The sequence below is a fragment of the Pseudomonas sp. JAI120 genome, assembly GCF_014207255.1.
Taxonomy (GTDB): Bacteria; Pseudomonadota; Gammaproteobacteria; order Pseudomonadales; family Pseudomonadaceae; genus Aquipseudomonas.
On record NZ_JACHCZ010000001.1, the window covers coordinates 650463 to 670052 of the forward strand.

Genomic DNA, 19590 nt, shown 5'->3' on the forward strand with positions numbered 1-19590 from the left:
CCAAGGAATTGGCGCGTGACTTGCTAGGAACACACACAGAGCAGTCAACGCTGATTGCCCATTCACGACAAAGGCGCCGTGCAATCCCCGTTTCCAACGGAGGGTTGCAGGGCGCTTTTTTGTTGGCGGGCAGAAAAAGTTTCGAGGGTTACGGATGGCAAACCAAAGCGTACGCAGTGTGTGTCCCTATTGTGGTGTGGGCTGCGGCATCATCATGCAGGTCGAGCACAACAAGGTGGTCAAGGTCATCGGCGACAAGGCCCACCCCACCAACTTCGGCCGCCTGTGCACCAAAGGCACCACCTGCGGGCAGGCCATCGCCGAGTCCGGGCGGATGGAGAACGCCTACCTGCGCGAGAAGCGTGACCACGACCCGGTGCGCATCGCCATGGACACCGCCATCAGCGAAACTGCCGGGCGCCTGCGCGGCATCCTCGACAGCCACGGGCCGGATGCGCTGTCCTTCTATGTGTCCGGGCAAATGTCCCTGGAAGCCCAATACCTGATCAACAAATTGGCCAAAGGCTTTGTGCGCACCAACAACGTCGAGTCGAACTCGCGGCTGTGCATGGCCAGCGCCGGCAGCGGCTACAAGCTGTCCCTCGGTTCCGACGGGCCGCCGGGCTCCTATGAAGACTTCGACCGCGCCGACCTGTTCTTCGTGATCGGCGCCAATATGGCCGACTGTCACCCGATCCTGTTCCTGCGCATGATGGATCGGGTCAAGGCCGGGGCGAAGCTGATCGTGGTCGACCCACGGCGCAGCGCCACGGCGGACAAGGCCGGCCTGTACCTGCCGATCAAACCCGGCACCGACCTCGCCCTGCTCAATGGCCTGTTGCACCTGCTGGTCAAGAAAGGCCACACCGACCCGGCCTTTATTGCCGCGTTCACCGAGGGCTGGGAGGCCATGCCCGGCTTCCTCGAGGACTACCCGCCGCACACCGTCGCCGACATCACCGGCCTGGCCGAAGCGGATATCCGCCAGGCCGCCGACTGGATCGGCCAAGCCGCCGAGTGGATGAGCTGCTGGACCATGGGCCTCAACCAAAGCACCCACGGCACCTGGAACACCAACGCCCTGTGCAACCTGCACCTGGCCACCGGCGCCATCTGCCGCCCCGGCAGCGGGCCGTTTTCCCTCACCGGCCAACCCAATGCCATGGGCGGCCGTGAGATGGGCTACATGGGCCCTGGCCTGCCGGGGCAACGCTCGGTGCTGGTGGAGGCCGACCGCGCATTTATCGAAGACCTCTGGCAGATCCCCGCAGGCAGCCTGCCGCGCCAGGTTGGCAGCGGCACCGTGGCGCTGTTCGAGCAGATGAGTGCCGGGCAGATCAAGGCCTGCTGGATCATCTGCACCAACCCGGTGGCCAGCGCGCCCAATCGCCGCAAGGTCATCGAAGGCCTGCAAGCCGCCGAACTGGTGATCACCCAGGATGCCTTCCTCGACACCGAGACCAACCGCTACGCCGACATTCTGCTGCCCGGCGCGCTGTGGGCCGAGGCCGAAGGGGTGATGATCAACTCCGAACGCAACCTGACCCTGATGCAAAAAGCCGTCGAACCACCGGGCGAGACCTTGCCCGACTGGCAAATCATCGCCAGGGTGGCCTGCGAGATGGGCTTTGCCGAAGCCTTCACCTATGCCAGCGCCGCCGAGGTCTTCGACGAGATCAAGCGCGCCTGGAACCCCAAGACCGGCTATGACATTCGCGGCGCCAGCCATGAACGGCTGCGCGAGCAACCGCTGCAATGGCCCTGCTCTTCAGACGCGGGCGCGGACCGCAACCCGATCCGCTACCTGGATACAGGCACGCTCAGATTCGCCACCGAAAACGGCAAGGGCCAGTTCCTGGCACGCCCGCATAGGCCGCCGGCAGAGATGCCCGACGCAGCCTTCCCTTTCGTGCTCAACACCGGCCGTTTGCAGCACCAGTGGCACACCCTGACCAAGACCGGCAAGGTCGCCACGCTGAACAAACTCAACCCCGGCCCCTTCGTCGAACTGCACCCCGAAGACGCCGCCAGCCTGGGCATCAAGGACAAGGACCGCGTGGAGGTGCGCTCCCAACGCGGGCGTGCCGTACTGCCTGCGGTGGTCACCGACCGCGTGCGCCCGGGCAACTGTTTTGCGCCTTTCCACTGGAATGATGTATTTGGCGAAAACCTGACGATCAACGCGGTGACCAACGACGCGGTCGATCCGATTTCCCTGCAACCCGAGTTCAAGTTCTGTGCCGTGGCCCTGGCCCGGGTCGAGTTGATCGATCACCAGTTTCTCGATAGACCGGCCACGAATGACCTTTCCCCCTTAGCAGAGGACCTCGCCATGTCGCGCCTCGACGCCTTCGCCGATATCGCCGGCCTCCGTAACGTGCCAGCGCCGCCACTGAGCGACAGCGAGCGTACTTACCTCGCAGGTTTCCTCAGCGGTCTGCGCTCCGACGCCGGGCGCCAGGCCGCCGGTGTACCGGTGATGCCAAGCAATGCGCCCCTGGCCAAGGACACCCGACTGTGGCTGGACGGTTTGCTCGGCGGGCTGTTCAGCCGCGCAGAAGCCAGCGCCGTCGCAGCACCGCCTTCCCCCACCGTCACCCTGTTATGGGCCTCGCAGACCGGTAACGCTGAAGCCCTGGCCGAGCGATTCGCCAAGCGCCTGCGCGACGCCGGCATCAGCGTGGAACTCAGCGCCATGGCGGACTTCCCGCCCAGCAAACTGCTGAGCACGCAAAACCTGGCGCTGATCAGCAGCACTTTCGGCGACGGCGACCCGCCGGACAATGGCGAAGGTTTCTGGCACAGCCTCAGTACCGCCGAGATCCGCCTGGAGTCGCTGCGCTTTGCGGTACTGGCCCTGGGCGATCCGAATTACGACCAGTTCTGCAAACACGGCAAACGCCTTGACCAGCGCCTGCTGGAGCTGGGCGCGACCCGCCTGCTGGAGCGCGTGGATTGCGACACCGAATTCGAAGAACGCGCCTATGCCTGGCTGGCACAGCTGCAACAGACCCTCAACCCGGCCAAGCCCGCGACGCTCGCCCCACCCGCCACCCCGGCGGGCAAAACCAAGCTGCATGGCTCACGGCTGCTGCTCAACCGGCACCTGAACCCGCAGAGCACCCACAAGGAAACCCGCCAGTTCGCCCTGGACCTGACCGACTCCGGGCTGAGCTATGAAGCCGGTGATGCCCTGGGAGTGATGCCGCGCAACTGCCCGGAACTGGTCAGCGAACTGCTCGACCTGACGCGCCTGGATGCCAGTGCCTGCGTGAACATCGACACCTTCGGCGATGTACCGCTGCACCAGGCATTGACCCAGCGTTTCGAAATCGCTCGCCCCAGCAGCGACACTTTGGCCTTTATCGCCGAGCGCAGTGCCAACCCAGGCCTTAAACGCCTGCTGAGCCCTGAGCACAAGGCCCAACTGCAGGATTGGCTGTGGGGCCGGCAACTGGTGGATGTGCTGCACGAGTACCCCATCGATTGCTCGGCGGACGAACTGCTCGGCACCCTCAAGCGCCTGCAACCACGTTTGTATTCAATCGCCTCCAGCGCCAAAGCCTACCCGCAGGAAGTGCACCTCACCGTGGCTGCCGTGCGCTATGGCAAGCGCAAGGGCGTGTCCTCGACCTTCCTCGCCGACCGCGCCGCAGACAGTGAGGTGCCGTTGTTCGTGCAGCCATCCAAGCACTTCCGCACACCGGCCGACGGCGCTGTGCCGATGATCATGATCGGCCCCGGCACCGGTGTGGCGCCGTTCCGCGCGTTTTTGCAGGAACGTCGGGCTCTGGGGCATCAGGGCCGCAACTGGCTGTTCTTTGGCGAGCAGCACGCGGCCAGCGACTTCTACTACCAGGATGAACTGCAAGGCATGCAGCGCGACGGCCTGCTCACCCACCTGAGCCTGGCGTTCTCCCGCGACCAGGCGCAAAAGATCTACGTACAGGACCGCATCCGCGAACAAGGTGCCGAGCTGTGGCGCTGGCTGCAGGACGGCGCGCAGCTGTATATCTGCGGGGATGCCAGCCACATGGCCAAGGACGTCGACCAGGCGTTGCGCCAGGTCGCGCAAACCCACGGCGGGCTTGGCGTTGAGGGCGCGATGGAGTACTGGCGCCAGTTGAGCGAACAGAAGCGTTACCTGCGTGATGTCTACTGATTGGATACAGAACAATAAGCACTTTGTATTGTGTACAAAAAACCCTAAAGATTTACCAGCATGGGGCCGAAACAGCGGTGATAGCAAATCGCCGCGCTGTTTTTCCTGAGCCGACGATTTGACCACCCTCTGCGCTGATGGTCGTCTCGATGAAAATAAAAAATAAGCTGGTGCTGGCATTTGTCTCTGTAGCGTTTATTCCGGTAAGCCTGGTGGCCGTGATCTCCGTGATGAACACACGGACCCAGGCGGTGGATCAGTTTATCGACGGCAGCACCCGGGAAATCCGCCAGATCGATGGCAATATTCGCCAGTTCTTCGACGGCACGCTGCAGAACGTCGATCAAATGGCGACCGATCCTGTATACACCTCCGTGGACACGCTGAAGAACTACCAGCCCGCCGACGCGCCCAGCCAGCCGATGCCGGCGGCGGCGCAAGACGTGATCAACCGCTTTGCGCGCTTTGGCGCCACGCACCCGGCCGCCGCCATCCTGTCCATCGGCCTGGAAGACGGTACCTACGTCAAATGGCCGGATGATCCGCAACTGGCCAAGTACGACCCACGCACACGCCCCTGGTACAAGGCCGCGATGGCCAGCCCCGGCAAGACCGTGCGCACGCCGGCTTACTACTACGACAAAGACGATGTGGCGCTGGTGGGCACTGCCCGGGCGTTGCTGGATAGCGCCGGCAAAGCCAAGGGCGTGTTCGTGGTCAGCGTGTCGCTGAAGAACCTCACCGAACTGGTCAAGAGCATCAAGCTCGGCGAAAGCGGCTACGTGATGCTGATCGAAGACGGCGTGGTGCTGGTCGACCCGCGCGACGCCGCCCACAGCTTCAAGCCGCTCAAGGACCTGGGTGCCGCCTATGCACACTTGGCCGAGACCTCCCAAGGTTCTACCGAAGTGGAAATCAACGGCGTGCGCTACATGGCCAACGTGTGGACCTCCCCCGGCCTGGGCTGGCGCTATATCGGCCTGATCGAACACCGCGAAGTCATGGCCGAAGCCACGCGCATGACCTACCTCACCGCCATCATCGTCGGCGTGCTGGTGCTGATCTTCGGCGTGCTCGCCGCGGCGTTTTCCAAAGTGATCGTCAAGCCTATCGGCCAGGTCAGCAGCGGTTTGCAGTCGATTGCCGAGGGTGAAGGCGACCTGCGCCACGCACTGCAGGTGCAGGGCAAGGATGAAACCGCCGAACTCGCCGGCTGGTTCAACAAGTTCCTCGCCGCCATCCGCCAATTGATCCAGCACATCGGCGCGGCCTCGGCCAATTTGCACAACGCCTCCAAGGTCAACAGCGAAGTGGCGCACAACATGAACGAAGCCGCCGGGCGCCAGCGCGAGGCGGTGGAACTGGTGTCCACCGCATTCAACGAAATGGTCGCCACCGCCAACGAAGTCGCGCGCTCCTGCAGCAGTGCGGCAGAGTCGGCGGAGAACGGCCATCGCCGCGTGGCCGAGGGCAAACAACAGATCGAAGTCACCACCGATAACGTCAACCGCCTGGGCCGCCGCTTGACCGAGTCGTCCGACGCCATGGTTGAGCTGGAGGCCGGCAGCCGCAGCATCAACCAGATCATCGGCACCATCCGTGCGATTGCCGAACAGACCAACCTGCTGGCACTCAACGCCGCCATCGAGGCCGCCCGTGCCGGCGACCAGGGCCGTGGTTTTGCCGTGGTCGCCGACGAGGTGCGCGCGTTGGCCAAACGCACCTCCGACTCCACCGGCGAGATCGAGCACCTGCTCGGCACCCTGGAAAACAAGACCCAGGAAGTCACGCAAAAAATGGGCAGTTGCCTGGACCTGTCACGGGCCAGTGTGTCGTCCATCGAAAGCGCGCGCGACAGCTTTGAAGGCATCCAGCTGTCGGTCAACGAGATCCGCGACCAGAACCTGCAAATCTCCGCCGCCGCCGAGGAACAACACAGCGTGGCCGAAGAGATCAACCGGCATATCCAGCAGATCTACGACGAAGCGCGGCTGGTGGAAAGCCTGGCCAACTCGGCGCAGGACGATTCGGGGCGCCTGTCGAATCTGTCGGACGAGTTGAATGGCCTGGTGGGGCGCTTCAAGTCCTGATGAATCTCGCCGCACGGGGGGCGGCGACGGTGAGGATAAAGTCTTCAGCGTCGATGCCCGTAGAGGACGTATTCATGCGCGATGCACCTCGATCACCAGCCCTTCCGCCTCACTCGGCACGCAGAAATGCCTTGTGATTAGATCAAACTCGGCGTCCGTCGCCGCAAAATCGTGGTCGCCCCGGGCATTGCGCGCACGCAGCCTTGCGCGGCAGGTGGCGTCGTCCAGTTCGAGGTAATGCAGGCGGTGCGGCACCTCGGCGGCTTGCGCCAGCCCCAGCAGCCATTCGCGATTGGCCAGGGTGTTGGCCGGAAAATCCAGCACCACGTTGACGCCGGACTCAAGCAGGCTGACCACCAGCGGCCCCACCACCCCGCGAATCCGCTGGGCACAGCGCAGGTAGTCGGCGATCGAGAGGATTTCACCGGGGTACAGCCGGGAGAGCCAGGTGTCTTCGCTGAGCAGGATGGCCGCGTGTTCGGCCACCAGGGTCTTGGCCAGCGTTGACTTGCCCGAGGCGATCTTGCCGCACAGCAGGTGCAGGGTTGGCATGGGGACAGCTCCTTATGTCAGGCCTTGAGCATGCCAGCTTTCCGGCTGACGCTTAATATTTCGACACGAATTATGCTGAACTATCTGACATGTAAGGCGTTCATTTCCTATGCGCAGCCCCGACCAGGGGCGTTGTACAACAAGGAGCCGCCTTACCATGACAACCCTTCCCGCCTACCGATACACGCCGGGGCCGCTGCATGCGACCTTGCTGGCCGGCACCGTGCCGCTGTTTCTTGGTGCCTTGCTCAGCGACATTGCCTACGCCCAGACCTACCAGATTCAATGGGCCAACTTCGCGTCCTGGCTGATCGCCGGGGCGTTGGTATTCAGTGGGTTTGCGCTGTTGTTCGCGCTGGTCAACCTGGTGCGTGCCGAACACAAGGCGGGACAACCGCTTGCGTATTTCCTGCTGTTACTGGCGACCTGGGTGCTCGGGCTCATCAACGCCTTCCAGCATGCCAAGGACGCCTACGCCATGATGCCCGCCGGCCTGGTGCTGTCGGTGGTCGTGACGGTGCTGACGCTTGCAGCGACCTGGACCGGCCTGCGCTCGGGAGGTGCCCAATGAAAACGTCCCACACACTGAGCGTATTGAGCGCCGCGCTGTTGCTGAGCGCCTGCGGCGGCGAAGGTGACAAGACCCAGGCCCGTGGCCCCGACCCCAAGTTGCCGGAGCAGCAAAGCAGCCTGTTGCCGAGCATGAAGATCGCCGAGCCCACCCCGTGGGGCGATCAGAAACCCAAGGTGCCCGAAGGCTACAGCGTCACGGCCATCGCCACCGACCTCGCCATCCCGCGCCAGACCCTGGTGCTGCCCAACGGCGACATCCTCATCGCCGAAGGCCGTGGCGGCAGCGCAGCCAAGCTCAAGCCCAAGGATGTGATCGCCAGCCTGATCAAGGCCGAAGGCAACACCAAGGTCAAGGGCGGCAACCGCCTGACACTGCTGCGCGATGCCGACGGTGACGGCACCTACGAGTTGAAGACGGTGTTCGCCGATAACCTCAACGCGCCTTACGGCCTGGCGTTTGCCGACGGCAAGCTCTACGTGGCCAACCAGGATGCGCTGGTGCGTTTCGACTACACCGATGGCCAGACCAAGGCCAGCGGCGCGCCGGTCAAAGTCACCGACCTGCCCGCGCAGATTAACCATCACTGGACCAAATCCCTGGCCGTGAGCGCCGATGGGCGCCAGCTCTACGTCGGTATCGGCTCCAACAGCAACGTCACCGAACGTGGCATGGAAGTGGAAATCGACCGCGCCATGGTCTGGCAGATCGATGCCGCGACCGGCGCGCACAAACCTTACGCCACCGGCCTGCGCAACCCCACGGCGCTGACCATTCAACCCGACTCCGGGCAACTGTGGACGGTGGTCAACGAACGCGACGAACTGGGTCCCGACCTGGTGCCCGACTACCTGACCTCGGTGAAAGAAGGCGCGTTCTACGGCTGGCCCTACAGCTATTGGGGCCAGAACGTCGACCCGCGCGCGCAACCGCAGAACCCGGCCAAAGTCGCCGCCGCGATCAAGCCGGATTACAGCCTCGGTTCCCACGTGGCGGCACTCGGCGTGGATTTCTCCATCCCGGCCATGGGCGAGCAATTTGCCGACGGCGTATTCGTCGGCGAGCACGGCAGCTGGAACCGCGACAATCCTGTGGGCTACAAGGTGATCTTCGTGCCGTTCAGCAATGGCAAGCCATCCGGTGAGCCGATAGATTTCGCCAGCGGTTTTCGCGGTGACGACGGCAAGACCCGTGGGCGGCCGGTGGGGGTGACGGTCGACCCGAAAGGCGCGCTGATCATCGCCGATGACCTGGCCAATACCGTGTGGCGGGTGACGCGTAATCCATAGCGGCACATGACAGGGGCGATGGCGCCCCTGTCAGCCTTCACCCTGCAATTGCACCTCCAGCCAGTCGAGCAATGCCGTGATCTCGGCTCGACTGCCTCCTCCCTGCTGCCTATACACCGAAATGGCCTCCGGCAAATGCACGCTCTCGGTACAGGGCCTGACCAGCGCCCCCGTTTCAATCAACTTGGTCGCGGTACGACGCCAGCCCATGGCGACACCGTGCCCCTCCACCGCAGCCTGCAACATCAGCGGGTAACTGTCGAAGGTGACTCCACGCGTATCCCCGGCCACGGCCTGGCCGAATACCTGCAACCAGCGGTCCCACTCCATCAAGTGCGGAGGATGGGAGCTGTGGTGCAACAAGGTGCACGCCTGCAACCCCGCGAGCGACAGCGGTGGTTTCGTGCCCAGATAGCCGGGGCTGCACACCGGGAACACTTCGTCAGCCGCGGTGAACATCAGCGGATGGGCGCCACTGGCGCGCCCGGTACTTTGCAAGGCCACGTCGAAATGGTGGGTGAACTCGGTCAGGGGACGGGTGGAGGTCACCACCTGGATTTCGATATGCGGGTATTGCTGGTGGAACGTCGACAGGCGCGGCATCAGCCAATAAAACGCTTCGCACAACTGGCACAGCAGCACCACGCGATGACTGTGCGGTGACACCCGCAGGCTGGCGGCACTTTCACTGATGCTGCGCAGCGCCTCGCCGACCACCCTGCCCAGTTCCCGCCCCTCTTGGGTCAGGAACACCGCTCGGTTGCGCCGACTGAAAAGCTTCACGCCCAGGTTGTCTTCCAGCCCGCGAATCTGGCGGCTGATGGCGGCCTGGGTGATGTGCAGCTCATCGGCAGCCTTGGAGAAACTGCCCAGGCGTGCCGCCGCTTCAAACGGCAACAGACTGGCCAGGGGCGGTAGGGTCTTGCCGAGCGTATTCATAATCTGAGGTTATACATTCAGGGCCGAGAACTCGTTTGTAGCACACCCACCCGACTGGGCACCATGGATCCATTACCTGAATGGATGCCCCACATGAACGCTGCACAGACCTCCATTGCCGTCGGCGTGCTCCTCGCGGTTGTTGCGACATTGGGCTGGGCGTTGAACTTCATCACGCCCTACGTCACCGGCGACTACAGCCTCTATGACTTGATGGCCGTGCGATTTCTGATCGCCGGCACATTGGGTGTCATGGGGGTGATCCTATGCCGGGCACAGTTGCACATGCTCGGGCCCGGCCAGCGATGCCTCGCCGCAGCGCTCGGGGCGTTGGGGTGCCTGGGCTACGGCGTGTGCATCGCCGCAGGCGTGATGTTCGGCGGGCCGGTCATGACCCCGGCGTTTGTCGGCACAGTGCCGGTGTTGTTGGCCCTGGTGGGTAACGCCAGCACCAGGACCGTGCCGTGGCGCCGACTGGCAGCCCCCTTGTCATGCCTGACGGTGGGCCTCTTGCTGTCGAACATCAGCAGCGTTCATCAACCTTCATTGGATACAAACGCCTGGTGGGCGGGGCTCTTTTTTTCCCTGAGTGCAGTTGTTCTCTGGTTGTGGTTCAGCGTGATCAACCAACGGCAACTGACACACCTTGCGGCGCAGGCAACCGGCCTTTGGACCGCACTGATGATGGTGGGCAGCGGTGTCGCCACCCTGTGCCTGCTGCCGTTCATCCATGAGCTTGGCGTGTTCAAGCTGCCGACGCTCGGCTTCGGCCTTTCCCAGGCAGGCCCGCTCTATGCCTGGAGCCTGGTGATCGCGGTGATGTCCACCATGGTCGGCGCCTGGGCCTGGAACGCCGCGACCCGACGCCTGCCAATGGTGCTCAGCGGCCAATTGATCGCCCTCGAATCACTCTTCGCCACCCTGCTCGGCCTGGGGTTCCACGGGCGCTGGCCCACGCTCATGGAAGCCGCGGGCCTGGGCGCGGTGCTGATCGGCGTGGTCATGGCGATTCGGATCATATTGACGAGCCCTCGGGCGACGGCCTGCCCGCCCCCCAACAGCAGCAACCGACCGACGGAAGAGGAGCCCACCTTGAGTTTCGGCCAGCAATTGGTCAGCCAGACCTGGGCACGCGCGTTGTAGAAAAGGCGCTTGAAGGAATGGGTCTCGACACAACGTTATGGGTGATTCGACGGACCTGTGGCGAGCGGGCTTGTCCCGCGTTGGGCTGCGCAGCAGCCCCTAAACCAGGCGCAGCGGAGTGTCTGATGCACCGCATTCGTCTTTATTAGGGGCGCTTCGCACCCCAACGCGGGACAAGCCCGCTCGCCACAGAGGTAGTGAGGTCTGGGTTTACAGGTCAGTGATTTCCTTGTGGCGCGGCACCAGCGTCTTCATCACGCTCCAGGCCACCAGGTACGCCAGCGCGCAGATCGCGAACATGATCATGTAGCCGGTGTGAATGTCATTGATGGACTTGTAGTAGTCGAACACCCAGCCGCCGATCTTGGTCATCACCACGCCGCCGATACCGCCGGCCATGCCGCCAATGCCGACCACCGAGGCCACGGTTTTCTGCGGGAACATGTCGGACACGGTGGTGAAGATGTTGCACGACCACGCCTGGTGCGCCGAGGCACCCACGCCGATCAGCAATACCGGCACCCAGAAGCTGATGTAGCCCAACGGCTGCGCCAGCAACACCACCAACGGGAACAGCGCGATCACCAGCATGGCTTTCATGCGGCCGTCATAGGGTGCATCGCCACGGGCCATGAAGTAGCTGGGGAACCAGCCGCCGCCGATGCTGCCGACCATGGTCATGCTGTACAGCACGGCCAGCGGCATGACGATATCGGCGCCTTTCATGCCGTATTGCGCCGACAGGTAGGTGGGCAGCCAGAACAGGAAGAACCACCACACGCCGTCGGTCATGAACTTGCCGAAGGCAAACGCCCAGGTCTGCCGGTAGGTGAGCAATTTGAACCACGAGACTTTCTTCGCCGCCGCACCTGCGGGGGCCGCAGTCAACGGCTGCGCGCTCTGGTCGCTGCGGATATAGGCCAGCTCTTCGGCCGACAGGCGTTTTTGCTGCTCCGGCTTTTCATACACCGCCGCCCACACCGCCACCCACACAAAGCCCAGCATGCCGATGACCATAAAGGCCGCTTCCCAGCCCCACATCCCGGCGATCAGTGGCACACAGATCGGCGCCAGGATCGCGCCGACGTTGGCGCCGGAGTTGAAGATCCCGGTGGCCAGCGAGCGTTCTTTCTTGGGGAAATACTCGGCGGTGGCCTTGATCGCAATCGGGAAGTTACCCGCCTCGCCAATCGCCAGCACCGCACGGGACAGCATGAAGCCGGCGATGGACACCGGGATCACCGCCAGGCCGATCGCACCGCTGAGCGCGGCGATGCCCTCGCCCATCGGTACCGAGAACGCATGCATGATGGCGCCGGTAGACCAGATCGCAATCGCGATCACGTACGCCGCCTTGGTGCCGATCTTGTCGACGAACCGCCCGGCAAACAGCATGGAAATCGCATACACAAACTGGAACACCGCCGCGATATTGGCGTAATCGGTGTTGCTCCAGCCAAATTGCGTCGACAACTGCGGCGCGAGCAGGCTGAGCACCTGACGGTCGAGGTAGTTGACGGTGGTCGCGAAAAACAACATCGCGCAGATGGTCCAGCGATAGCTGCCTACCGCTTGGCCAACGCGCTGGGCGTTGATGGGCTCGATCAAGTTCATGGCATCACTTTTTATTTTTGTTAGGTAGGACATATGTAACGTCATATGTCGTCGTACAACTGTGGCTTTTATATCGGGCTACCTACCCGCTGTCAATGTGAAAAGTTACGGCTTTTGCAGGCTATCCGACGGATGTGAAAAGTGTCAGGTGCGGCTAGGTTGTAGGACGACAAACGCGCATGACCCGGCTCGGCGCTTTGCCGGGCACATCATCGAGTACACCGAACGGCTGCATGCCGACCTTCTCCAGCACGCGGATCGACGCAGCGTGGTCAGGGCGCACCAGGCCGAACACTTCCGGCAATCCGAGGGTGTCAAACGCCAGCGCCAGGGCATCGCGTGCCAACTCAGTGGCGTAGCCCTGCCCCCAGGCCTCCACCGCGAAGCGGTAGCCCAGGTTGATGCGCGGTTGCGTGAGGTAGTTGAGCGGCGCAATACCGCCGAAGCCGATGATGCAGTCCGGGGCTTGCTGATGGGCAATTGCCCACCAGCCATAGCCGTGGGTGGCCCACTGTGCGATCCACTGGTCGAGCAGCCGTTGGGCAGCGGACAGACTGGGCATGGGTCCCGAGGGATTGAAGAGGTTGGTCTGCGGGTCGCCGAAGATCGCGAACAATCGCTGTACGTCACTCGGGAGTGGCGGACGGTAGATAAGACGCGAGGTGGTAGCGGGCATCGGGATCATTCCTCTTTAGAACTGTGGCAAGCCCGCTCGCCACAGGGTAGGTGCTCCCCTCCCCCGTAAACCCAGGCGATTGCAGGCAAATTGCGCCCCAAGCAAAAAAACGCAAATAGTGGTGAATTATTTCGTGTCCGCTTGTATCTGAACTGACAGAGCGGTGCCATTGCAACGATGGCACCTCCCCTGTTCTGTTTTAGAGTGGTCCGCATGAAATTACGTAAGAAAGGCGTCAAGCCCATCGGTTTGAAAGACATCACCATTGTCGACGATGCCAAGATGCGCAAGGCGATCACCGCCGCCGCACTGGGTAACGCCATGGAATGGTTCGACTTTGGTGTCTACGGGTTTGTCGCCTATGTATTGGGCAAGGTGTTCTTCCCCGACGCTTCACCCAGCGTACAAATGATAGCGGCACTGGGGACCTTCTCCGTGCCGTTCCTGATTCGTCCCCTGGGCGGCCTGTTCTTCGGCGCGCTGGGCGATAAATACGGACGCCAGAAAGTCCTCGCCGCGACCATTGTGATCATGTCGCTGAGCACCTTCGCCATCGGCCTGATTCCCGGATACGCCTCCATCGGCATCTGGGCGCCGATCCTGTTGCTGCTGTGCAAGATGGCCCAAGGCTTCTCGGTGGGCGGTGAATACACCGGCGCCTCGATCTTCGTCGCCGAATATGCGCCGGACCGCAAGCGCGGCTTCCTCGGCAGTTGGCTGGACTTCGGCTCCATCGCCGGTTTCGTGCTCGGTGCCGGCGTCGTGGTGCTGATCTCCAGCGTGCTGGGCGAAGCCGACTTCGAGGCCTGGGGCTGGCGCCTGCCGTTCTTCCTGGCCCTGCCCCTGGGCATGATCGGCCTCTACCTGCGCCATGCGCTGGAAGAAACCCCGGCGTTCCAACAGCATGTCGAAAAGCTCGAACAGGGAGACCGCGAAGGCCTGACCCATGGCCCGAAAGTGTCGTTCAAGGAGATCGCCACCAAGCACTGGCGCAGCCTGCTGACCTGCATCGGGATCGTCGCGGCCACCAACGTGACCTACTACATGCTGCTCACCTACATGCCCAGCTACCTGTCGCATAACCTGCACTACAAAGAAAACAGCGGCGTACTGATCATCATCGCGATCATGGTCGGCATGTTGTTCGTGCAGCCGTTCATCGGTTTTGTCAGCGACAAGATCGGCCGCAAGCCCTTCATCATCGCCGGCAGCATCGGCCTGCTGTTCCTGTCCATCCCGGCATTCATGCTGATCACCAGCGGCAAGATCGGCCTGATCTTCGCCGGCTTGCTGATCCTGGCCATCGTGCTTAACTTCTTCATCGGCGTCATGGCCTCCACACTGCCGGCGATGTTCCCCACGCACCTGCGCTACAGCGCGTTGGCCAGTGCGTTCAACGTTTCGGTACTGATCGCCGGTGTCACCCCCACCGTCGTGGCCTGGCTGGTGGAGAGCACCAACGACCTGTACATGCCCGCCTACTACCTGATGGTGTTTGCGGTGGTCGGCCTGATCACCGGCCTGACCATGAAGGAAACCGCCAACAAACCCCTGCGCGGCGCAGCACCGGCGGCGTCGGATATGGCCGAAGCGAAGGAATTGCTGCAGGAGCATCACGACAACATCGAGCAGAAAATCGAAGACATCGACGCCGAAATTGCCGAACTGGAAGCCAAGCGCCAGAACCTGGTGCAGCAGCATCCGCGTATCAATTAAGACCTGACCAAGCGTGGCGGCAAGGGCCGCCACGCCACTGGAGTGTTCAACCATGCTTCCAAGCTTCACCGCCGCACACGCGTTACTCAGCGCCGACGAACGCGCTGCCATCGCCGAAATCGAAGCCACCACCAGCATCCTGCAATTGGTCACCCGCCTGACGGGCATGCGCTTTGCTGGCATCGCCAAGTTCACAGACCTGGAATGGATCGTCTGCTCGGTGCACGACACTGCCGACATGGGTATTCACGTCGATGACGTGCTCGACCTGGAAACCACCCTGTGCAGCGAGTTCTGTATCAACCCCCAGACCTTGTTCATCCCGCATGTCAGCGACAATGGCCGCTTCGCCTCACGCCCGGTGGTCAAGCAATACGCCATCGAGAGCTACGCCGGCGCGCCGATCTTCCTGCCTGACGGCCGCCTGTTCGGCGCACTGTGTGCGCTGGATTCCCGGGCAATGCTGTTTGACGACCCCAACCTGCCGGAAACCCTCAGCCTGTTTGCGCGGCTGATCGGCTGCATCTTCTACGCTAACTTGACGCCCGCGGATCAGTGACAGGCGCCTTGCCGCGCAGCGCGGCCATATCGCGCTTGGGCGGCACGCCAAACAACCGGCTGTACTCGCGGCTGAACTGCGACGGGCTTTCATAGCCGACCTTGAACGCCGCGCTGGACACGTCCCGGTGCTCGTTCAACATCAAGCGCCGCGCCTCGTTGAGGCGCAGCCACTTCTGATAATGACGCGAGCATGGCGCCTCGCCGCAGACCACCACCATGCCCACGCTGACCAGCAACGTGAAGTTCATGAACTTCTACCCGTTCAACGACATCGAGACGATTTCGCCTCGCCCGCTGTTGCTGATTGCCGGTGCCGATGCGCACTCCCGCGAGTTCAGCGAAGACGCCTACAACCGGGCCGCCGAGCCCAAGGAGCTGGTGATCATCCCGAATGCCGGCCACGTGGACCTCTACGACCGGGTCAACCTGATCCCCTTCGCCAAGCTCACCAGCTTCTTTAAAAGCAACTTGAAGTAATCTCGATAAATCCTCACGCGCCCCGCTGGGGCATAGGCTTTGGTTCAACGCTGAACGCCCAGCAGATAGGGCTGTTGTGGCGAGCGGGCTTGTCCCGCGTTGGGGTGCGAAGCGCCCCTGATGAAGACGAATGCGGTGTATCAGACACTTCTCTGCGCCTGGTTTTGGGGCTGCTACGCAGCCCAACGCGGGGCAAGCCCGCTCGCCACAGGAAGCAGATGCAGGAGTGGAGCGAGTACGGCGACAGCGTTCCGGTGAAGCCAAACCCTCGGGGGCGCACGGCGCTGAAGCGCTAATTATTTTGCCCAGACAGCCGATACCCAGGCATATCCCCTACTTGCAGCGACGTCCTGCGGGAAATATGCCGAACTCTCTCGCCCCCATTGTGCGCAAGCTCTCCAATCGCACCAGCCTGTCGCTGGCACGTACATCGCTGTTCAATTTCGTGGCGTTGCTGGCCCTGGTCTTTGCAGCCGCCGCCTACTCCCTGGTGTACCTTGCGCGCGAACTGGACCATTCCGAACAGGAGGAAAGCGCGTTCTATACCCGCAAAGCCATGCAGTCCCTGGAAAAATCCCTGCGGGTGACCGTCAAGGACTACGCCTTCTGGAGCGATGCCTACAAGCACCTGCACATGACAGTGGACAGCGATTGGGCCTACGCGCGCGGCAACGTCGGCGCCACGCTGTATCAGGACTTCGGTTTCCAAGGCCTGTTTGTGGTCGACGACGACAATCGCACGGTTTACTCGGTGATCAAGGGCGAGCTGCAAAACATCGAACTCTCGCAGTGGCTCGACCAACCCCTGGCCGAGATTATCGAGCAGGCGCGTGCCGGGGCTGAAAACGAAACACCGGTCACGGCGTTCATCAATGTACGCGGCAGCCCGGCACTGGTGGCCGCCGCCGCGATCACGCCCGGCACCGATCCCACGGTAGAGCCCGATGGCCGGCCTGCCTCGGTGTTGATCTTCGTCGACGTCCTCAACAGCGCCAAGCTGAGTGCAATCGGCGCTGACTTCGGCGTGGGCAAGCTGCATGTGGCCACGCCCGACGACATCGGCAAGACCCTGGTTTTCCCTCTGGGCGATAACGGCGCGGCCGGCAGCCTGCATTGGGAACCTGCGCGACCCGGCCTGCGCTTGATGAGCGTAGGCTTGCCGCTGCTGGGGCTGGCCGCGCTGCTGGTGTGCCTGATGACCTGGGTGATTCTGCGCCGCGCCACTGCCGCCGCCCTCGCCCTGGATGCCAGCCACACCTCACTGCTGGACAGCCAGAACGCCCTGGCCACCAGCGAAGCACGCTTTCGGGATGTGGTGGAGGCAAGTTCCGACTGGGTCTGGGAAATCGATGCCGATTGGCGTTTTACCTACCTGTCGGAACGCTTCGAAAACGTCACCGGCCTGGCCCGGCAAGCCTGGCTCGGGGCCGCGATGAGCGACCTGCTGGACACCGAAGCCGGCCTGCTGTCGCAATGGCTGAGCACCCCGGGTCGGCGCGTGGACGTCAGTGTGCAGTGCCGCTATATCGATGCCCAGGGACAGGAGCGCACCACCCGGCTGTCGGCGCGGGAAATGCCCTGCGGCGGGTTTCGCGGCACGGCCACCGACGTGACTGAAGAAGTCGAAGCACGTCGGCGCATCGAGTACCTGTCTCAACACGACGCCCTGACCGGGCTGCCCAACCGCACACGCCTGCAGGCGTTCCTGGAAGGCAAACTCAAGGCCCTGCCCAGCGCCGAGCAGCCGCTGGTGATGCTCAGCCTCGACCTGGACCGCTTCAAGCCGGTCAATGACCTGCTCGGTCACGCCGCCGGTGACCGGGTGCTCAATCAAGTGTCCGGCCGCCTGGCCGCCTGCGTGCGCCACGGTGACCTGGTGGCCCGTATCGGCGGCGATGAGTTTGTGCTGATCCTCTGCGAAGCCGGTACCCAGGACGAAGTCGAAAACCTTTGCAGGCGCTTGATCGAGTCCATCGAGCAAGCGTTCAAAATCGACGAACAAGAGGTGTTTATCAGCGCCAGTATCGGCATTGCCATGGCGCCCACCGATGCCCGCGATGCCACCGAACTGCTGCGCTACGCCGATATCGCGCTGTATGAGGCCAAGGCGGCCGGGCGCAATACCTGGCGCTTTTACTCCGGGGAAATGAATACGCGGATCATCGAACGGCGGCGCCTGGAGAGCGATCTGCGCTTTGCGATCAAGCACGCTGAACTGCGCCTGCACTTCCAGCCGCGCTATCGCATCGCCGACGGGCAGATGGTCGGGGCCGAAGCACTGGTGCGCTGGCAGCATCCGGTACGCGGGCTGATCGCCCCGGACACCTTTATTCCGATTGCCGAAGAATCGGGGTTGATTCTGTCGCTGAGTGACTGGGTACTGGAAACCGCTTGCGCGTGCGCGGCGCAGTGGCCGGACACGCTGTTCGTCTCGGTGAACCTGTCACCCACCGAGTTCAAGCGCGGCAATCTGGTGGAGCGCGTGCGCCACGCCCTGGACGCCTCGGGTATCGACGCTGCGCGCCTTGAGGTGGAAATGACCGAAAGTGTCATGCTCGAGGACGCCGTCGGTGCGCTTGAGGTGATGCGCACGCTCAAGCAACTGGGCATCCGCATTGCCATGGATGACTTCGGTACCGGCTATTCGTCCCTCAGCTACCTGCGTGCGTTCCCGTTCGACGGCTTGAAAATCGACCGCAGCTTCCTGACCCGGCTGGAGGAAAGCGAGGATGACAAGGCGATTATCCAAGCCATTGTCGGCTTGGGCCGTGCCCTTGCCCTGACGGTAACGGCCGAAGGCATTGAAACCGCTGAACACCTGGCCATGCTCAAAAGCGTGGCGTGTGAGGAAGGCCAAGGCTACTTCCTCAGCCGACCGCTGGATATCGACGCATTCAACAGCTTGCTGGACGACTACTGCGCCGACGTCAGCGGAAAAAATGACTCGGGGTCTTGCCAAACTGTTTCTTGAACATGCTGGTAAACGCACTCGGGCTTTCGTAGCCCAGTTCCAGAGCCACATCGATAATCTTCTGCCCCACCGCGATACGCTCCAATGCCAGCAGCAGCCGCGCCTGCTGGCGCCATTGGCCGAAGGTCATGCCGGTATCCTTGCGGAACAGGCGCTGGATGGTTTTCTGGTCGAGCGCCAGGCGCTCGCTCCAATCCGCCACGGTGGAGGCATCGCCCGGGTCATCCTGCCACGCCAGGCAGATCTGGTTGATACGCGGGTCGGCGGGCTGCGGCAGCGACAGCGGCAAAGCCGGCAACAGCGCGAGTTCGTCGAGGATCAGGTGCATGATCCGCGCATCGCGGGAGTCTTCGGCATAGGGCGGTTTCAAGCTCACGGAGGCCTTGATCAGTTCGCTGAGCAACGGGGAAATACTCACCGCCTTGGTCTCGGTCGGCAGGTTGGGGAAGCTGTCGGGGCGAACAAACACGCTGCGCATTTTCAGGGCGCCCACGCAGCGCAGGGAGTGCACGTGCCCGCAGGGTATCCAGAAGCCGCGATTGGGTGGCACCGTCCATTGGTTGTGTGCCGAATGCACCACCATCACGCCTTCGGTGGCGTAGAGTAATTGATGCTTTTCGTGACTGTGCTCGGGTATCACCCAGTTTTCCGGATAATCGGTGGCCGAACTGATGACAGCCCAGTCGCCCTCATCGATCTCCTGCAAAAATTTATCCAGTGACTTGATCATTTCGCCCTTTTTACGATGGTTGCCTCCCGAATTACGCGAGACAGGCATTTTTGCCGAATCTAGCATAAGCTCTGAAACAAATTGAAATGGGCAGCCGGC

General features: G+C 62.6%; 13 protein-coding genes and 3 pseudogenes. 10 read left to right on the top strand and 6 right to left on the bottom strand.

Annotated elements, in window-relative coordinates; all coding sequences use genetic code 11:
* Window positions 1-154 precede the first annotated feature (154 nt).
* The 3 genes and pseudogenes from HDC32_RS03025 to HDC32_RS32395 all read left to right on the top strand — a co-directional run bounded on the left by HDC32_RS03025 (window position 155) and on the right by HDC32_RS32395 (window position 6252).
* Window positions 155-4162, top strand: coding sequence for a bifunctional nitrate reductase/sulfite reductase flavoprotein subunit alpha (locus HDC32_RS03025; protein WP_184742449.1), 4008 nt, complete (start codon window positions 155-157; stop codon window positions 4160-4162).
* Between the two features lie 230 nt (window positions 4163-4392).
* Window positions 4393-5397 (top strand): annotated as a pseudogene (locus tag HDC32_RS32390) (cache domain-containing protein); the annotation flags it as partial.
* Window positions 5398-5484: 87 nt separating this feature from the next.
* Entirely contained in the window at window positions 5485-6252 is a 768-nt protein-coding gene (locus HDC32_RS32395; protein ID WP_370737674.1) for a methyl-accepting chemotaxis protein, read from the top strand.
* Window positions 6253-6324: 72 nt separating this feature from the next.
* Here HDC32_RS32395 and HDC32_RS03035 read toward each other — a convergent pair whose 3' ends face one another.
* The gene (locus tag HDC32_RS03035) at window positions 6325-6804 is read right to left on the bottom strand and encodes an ATP-binding protein (protein ID WP_131696102.1); all 480 of its coding nucleotides are present in this window, start codon (window positions 6802-6804) and stop codon (window positions 6325-6327) included.
* Between the two features lie 157 nt (window positions 6805-6961).
* On the opposite strand from HDC32_RS03035, the gene HDC32_RS03040 reads away from it, so the two are divergent.
* Together HDC32_RS03040 and HDC32_RS03045 are read left to right on the top strand one after the other, a co-directional pair.
* The gene (locus HDC32_RS03040) at window positions 6962-7375 is read left to right on the top strand and encodes a DUF2231 domain-containing protein (RefSeq protein ID WP_184742453.1); all 414 of its coding nucleotides are present in this window, start codon (window positions 6962-6964) and stop codon (window positions 7373-7375) included.
* Complete coding sequence (locus HDC32_RS03045; RefSeq protein ID WP_145337594.1) at window positions 7372-8664, top strand: sorbosone dehydrogenase family protein; 1293 nt, start codon at window positions 7372-7374, stop codon at window positions 8662-8664. Before HDC32_RS03040 ends, HDC32_RS03045 begins: the two co-directional genes overlap by 4 nt.
* A gap of 30 nt (window positions 8665-8694) precedes the next feature.
* Here HDC32_RS03045 and HDC32_RS03050 read toward each other — a convergent pair whose 3' ends face one another.
* On the bottom strand, window positions 8695-9603 hold the full coding sequence (locus HDC32_RS03050) for a LysR substrate-binding domain-containing protein (RefSeq protein ID WP_184742455.1): 909 nt from the start codon (window positions 9601-9603) through the stop codon (window positions 8695-8697).
* A 93-nt stretch (window positions 9604-9696) separates the two neighbouring features.
* Between HDC32_RS03050 and HDC32_RS03055 the strand changes: the two genes are divergently transcribed.
* Complete coding sequence (locus HDC32_RS03055) at window positions 9697-10746, top strand: DMT family transporter (RefSeq protein ID WP_184742457.1); 1050 nt, start codon at window positions 9697-9699, stop codon at window positions 10744-10746.
* A gap of 210 nt (window positions 10747-10956) precedes the next feature.
* On the opposite strand, the gene HDC32_RS03060 is transcribed toward HDC32_RS03055, so the two are convergent.
* Together HDC32_RS03060 and HDC32_RS03065 are read right to left on the bottom strand one after the other, a co-directional pair.
* Entirely contained in the window at window positions 10957-12360 is a 1404-nt protein-coding gene (locus HDC32_RS03060; protein ID WP_145337591.1) for an MFS transporter, read from the bottom strand.
* Window positions 12361-12514: 154 nt separating this feature from the next.
* On the bottom strand, window positions 12515-13036 hold the full coding sequence (locus HDC32_RS03065) for a GNAT family N-acetyltransferase (protein WP_184742459.1): 522 nt from the start codon (window positions 13034-13036) through the stop codon (window positions 12515-12517).
* A 213-nt stretch (window positions 13037-13249) separates the two neighbouring features.
* On the opposite strand from HDC32_RS03065, the gene proP reads away from it, so the two are divergent.
* Complete coding sequence (gene proP / locus HDC32_RS03070; protein WP_131696096.1) at window positions 13250-14752, top strand: glycine betaine/L-proline transporter ProP; 1503 nt, start codon at window positions 13250-13252, stop codon at window positions 14750-14752.
* A gap of 52 nt (window positions 14753-14804) precedes the next feature.
* A complete protein-coding gene (locus HDC32_RS03075; RefSeq protein WP_145337588.1) occupies window positions 14805-15311 on the top strand; it encodes a GAF domain-containing protein in 507 nt (168 codons plus the stop codon).
* Here the strand turns inward: HDC32_RS03075 and HDC32_RS03080 are convergent.
* A pseudogene (locus HDC32_RS03080) lies at window positions 15286-15492 on the bottom strand (helix-turn-helix domain-containing protein); the annotation flags it as partial. The gene HDC32_RS03075 and the pseudogene HDC32_RS03080 overlap by 26 nt on opposite strands.
* 13 nt (window positions 15493-15505) lie before the next feature.
* Between HDC32_RS03080 and HDC32_RS03085 the strand changes: the two are divergent.
* Both HDC32_RS03085 and HDC32_RS03090 read left to right on the top strand, forming a co-directional pair.
* Window positions 15506-15790 (top strand): annotated as a pseudogene (locus tag HDC32_RS03085) (alpha/beta hydrolase); the annotation flags it as partial.
* A 361-nt stretch (window positions 15791-16151) separates the two neighbouring features.
* On the top strand, window positions 16152-18761 hold the full coding sequence (locus HDC32_RS03090) for an EAL domain-containing protein (protein ID WP_184742461.1): 2610 nt from the start codon (window positions 16152-16154) through the stop codon (window positions 18759-18761).
* On the opposite strand, the gene HDC32_RS03095 is transcribed toward HDC32_RS03090, so the two are convergent.
* A complete protein-coding gene (locus HDC32_RS03095) occupies window positions 18718-19539 on the bottom strand; it encodes an AraC family transcriptional regulator (RefSeq protein ID WP_131696091.1) in 822 nt (273 codons plus the stop codon). The two genes, HDC32_RS03090 and HDC32_RS03095, sit on opposite strands and share 44 nt — an antisense overlap.
* Window positions 19540-19590: the final 51 nt, after the last annotated feature.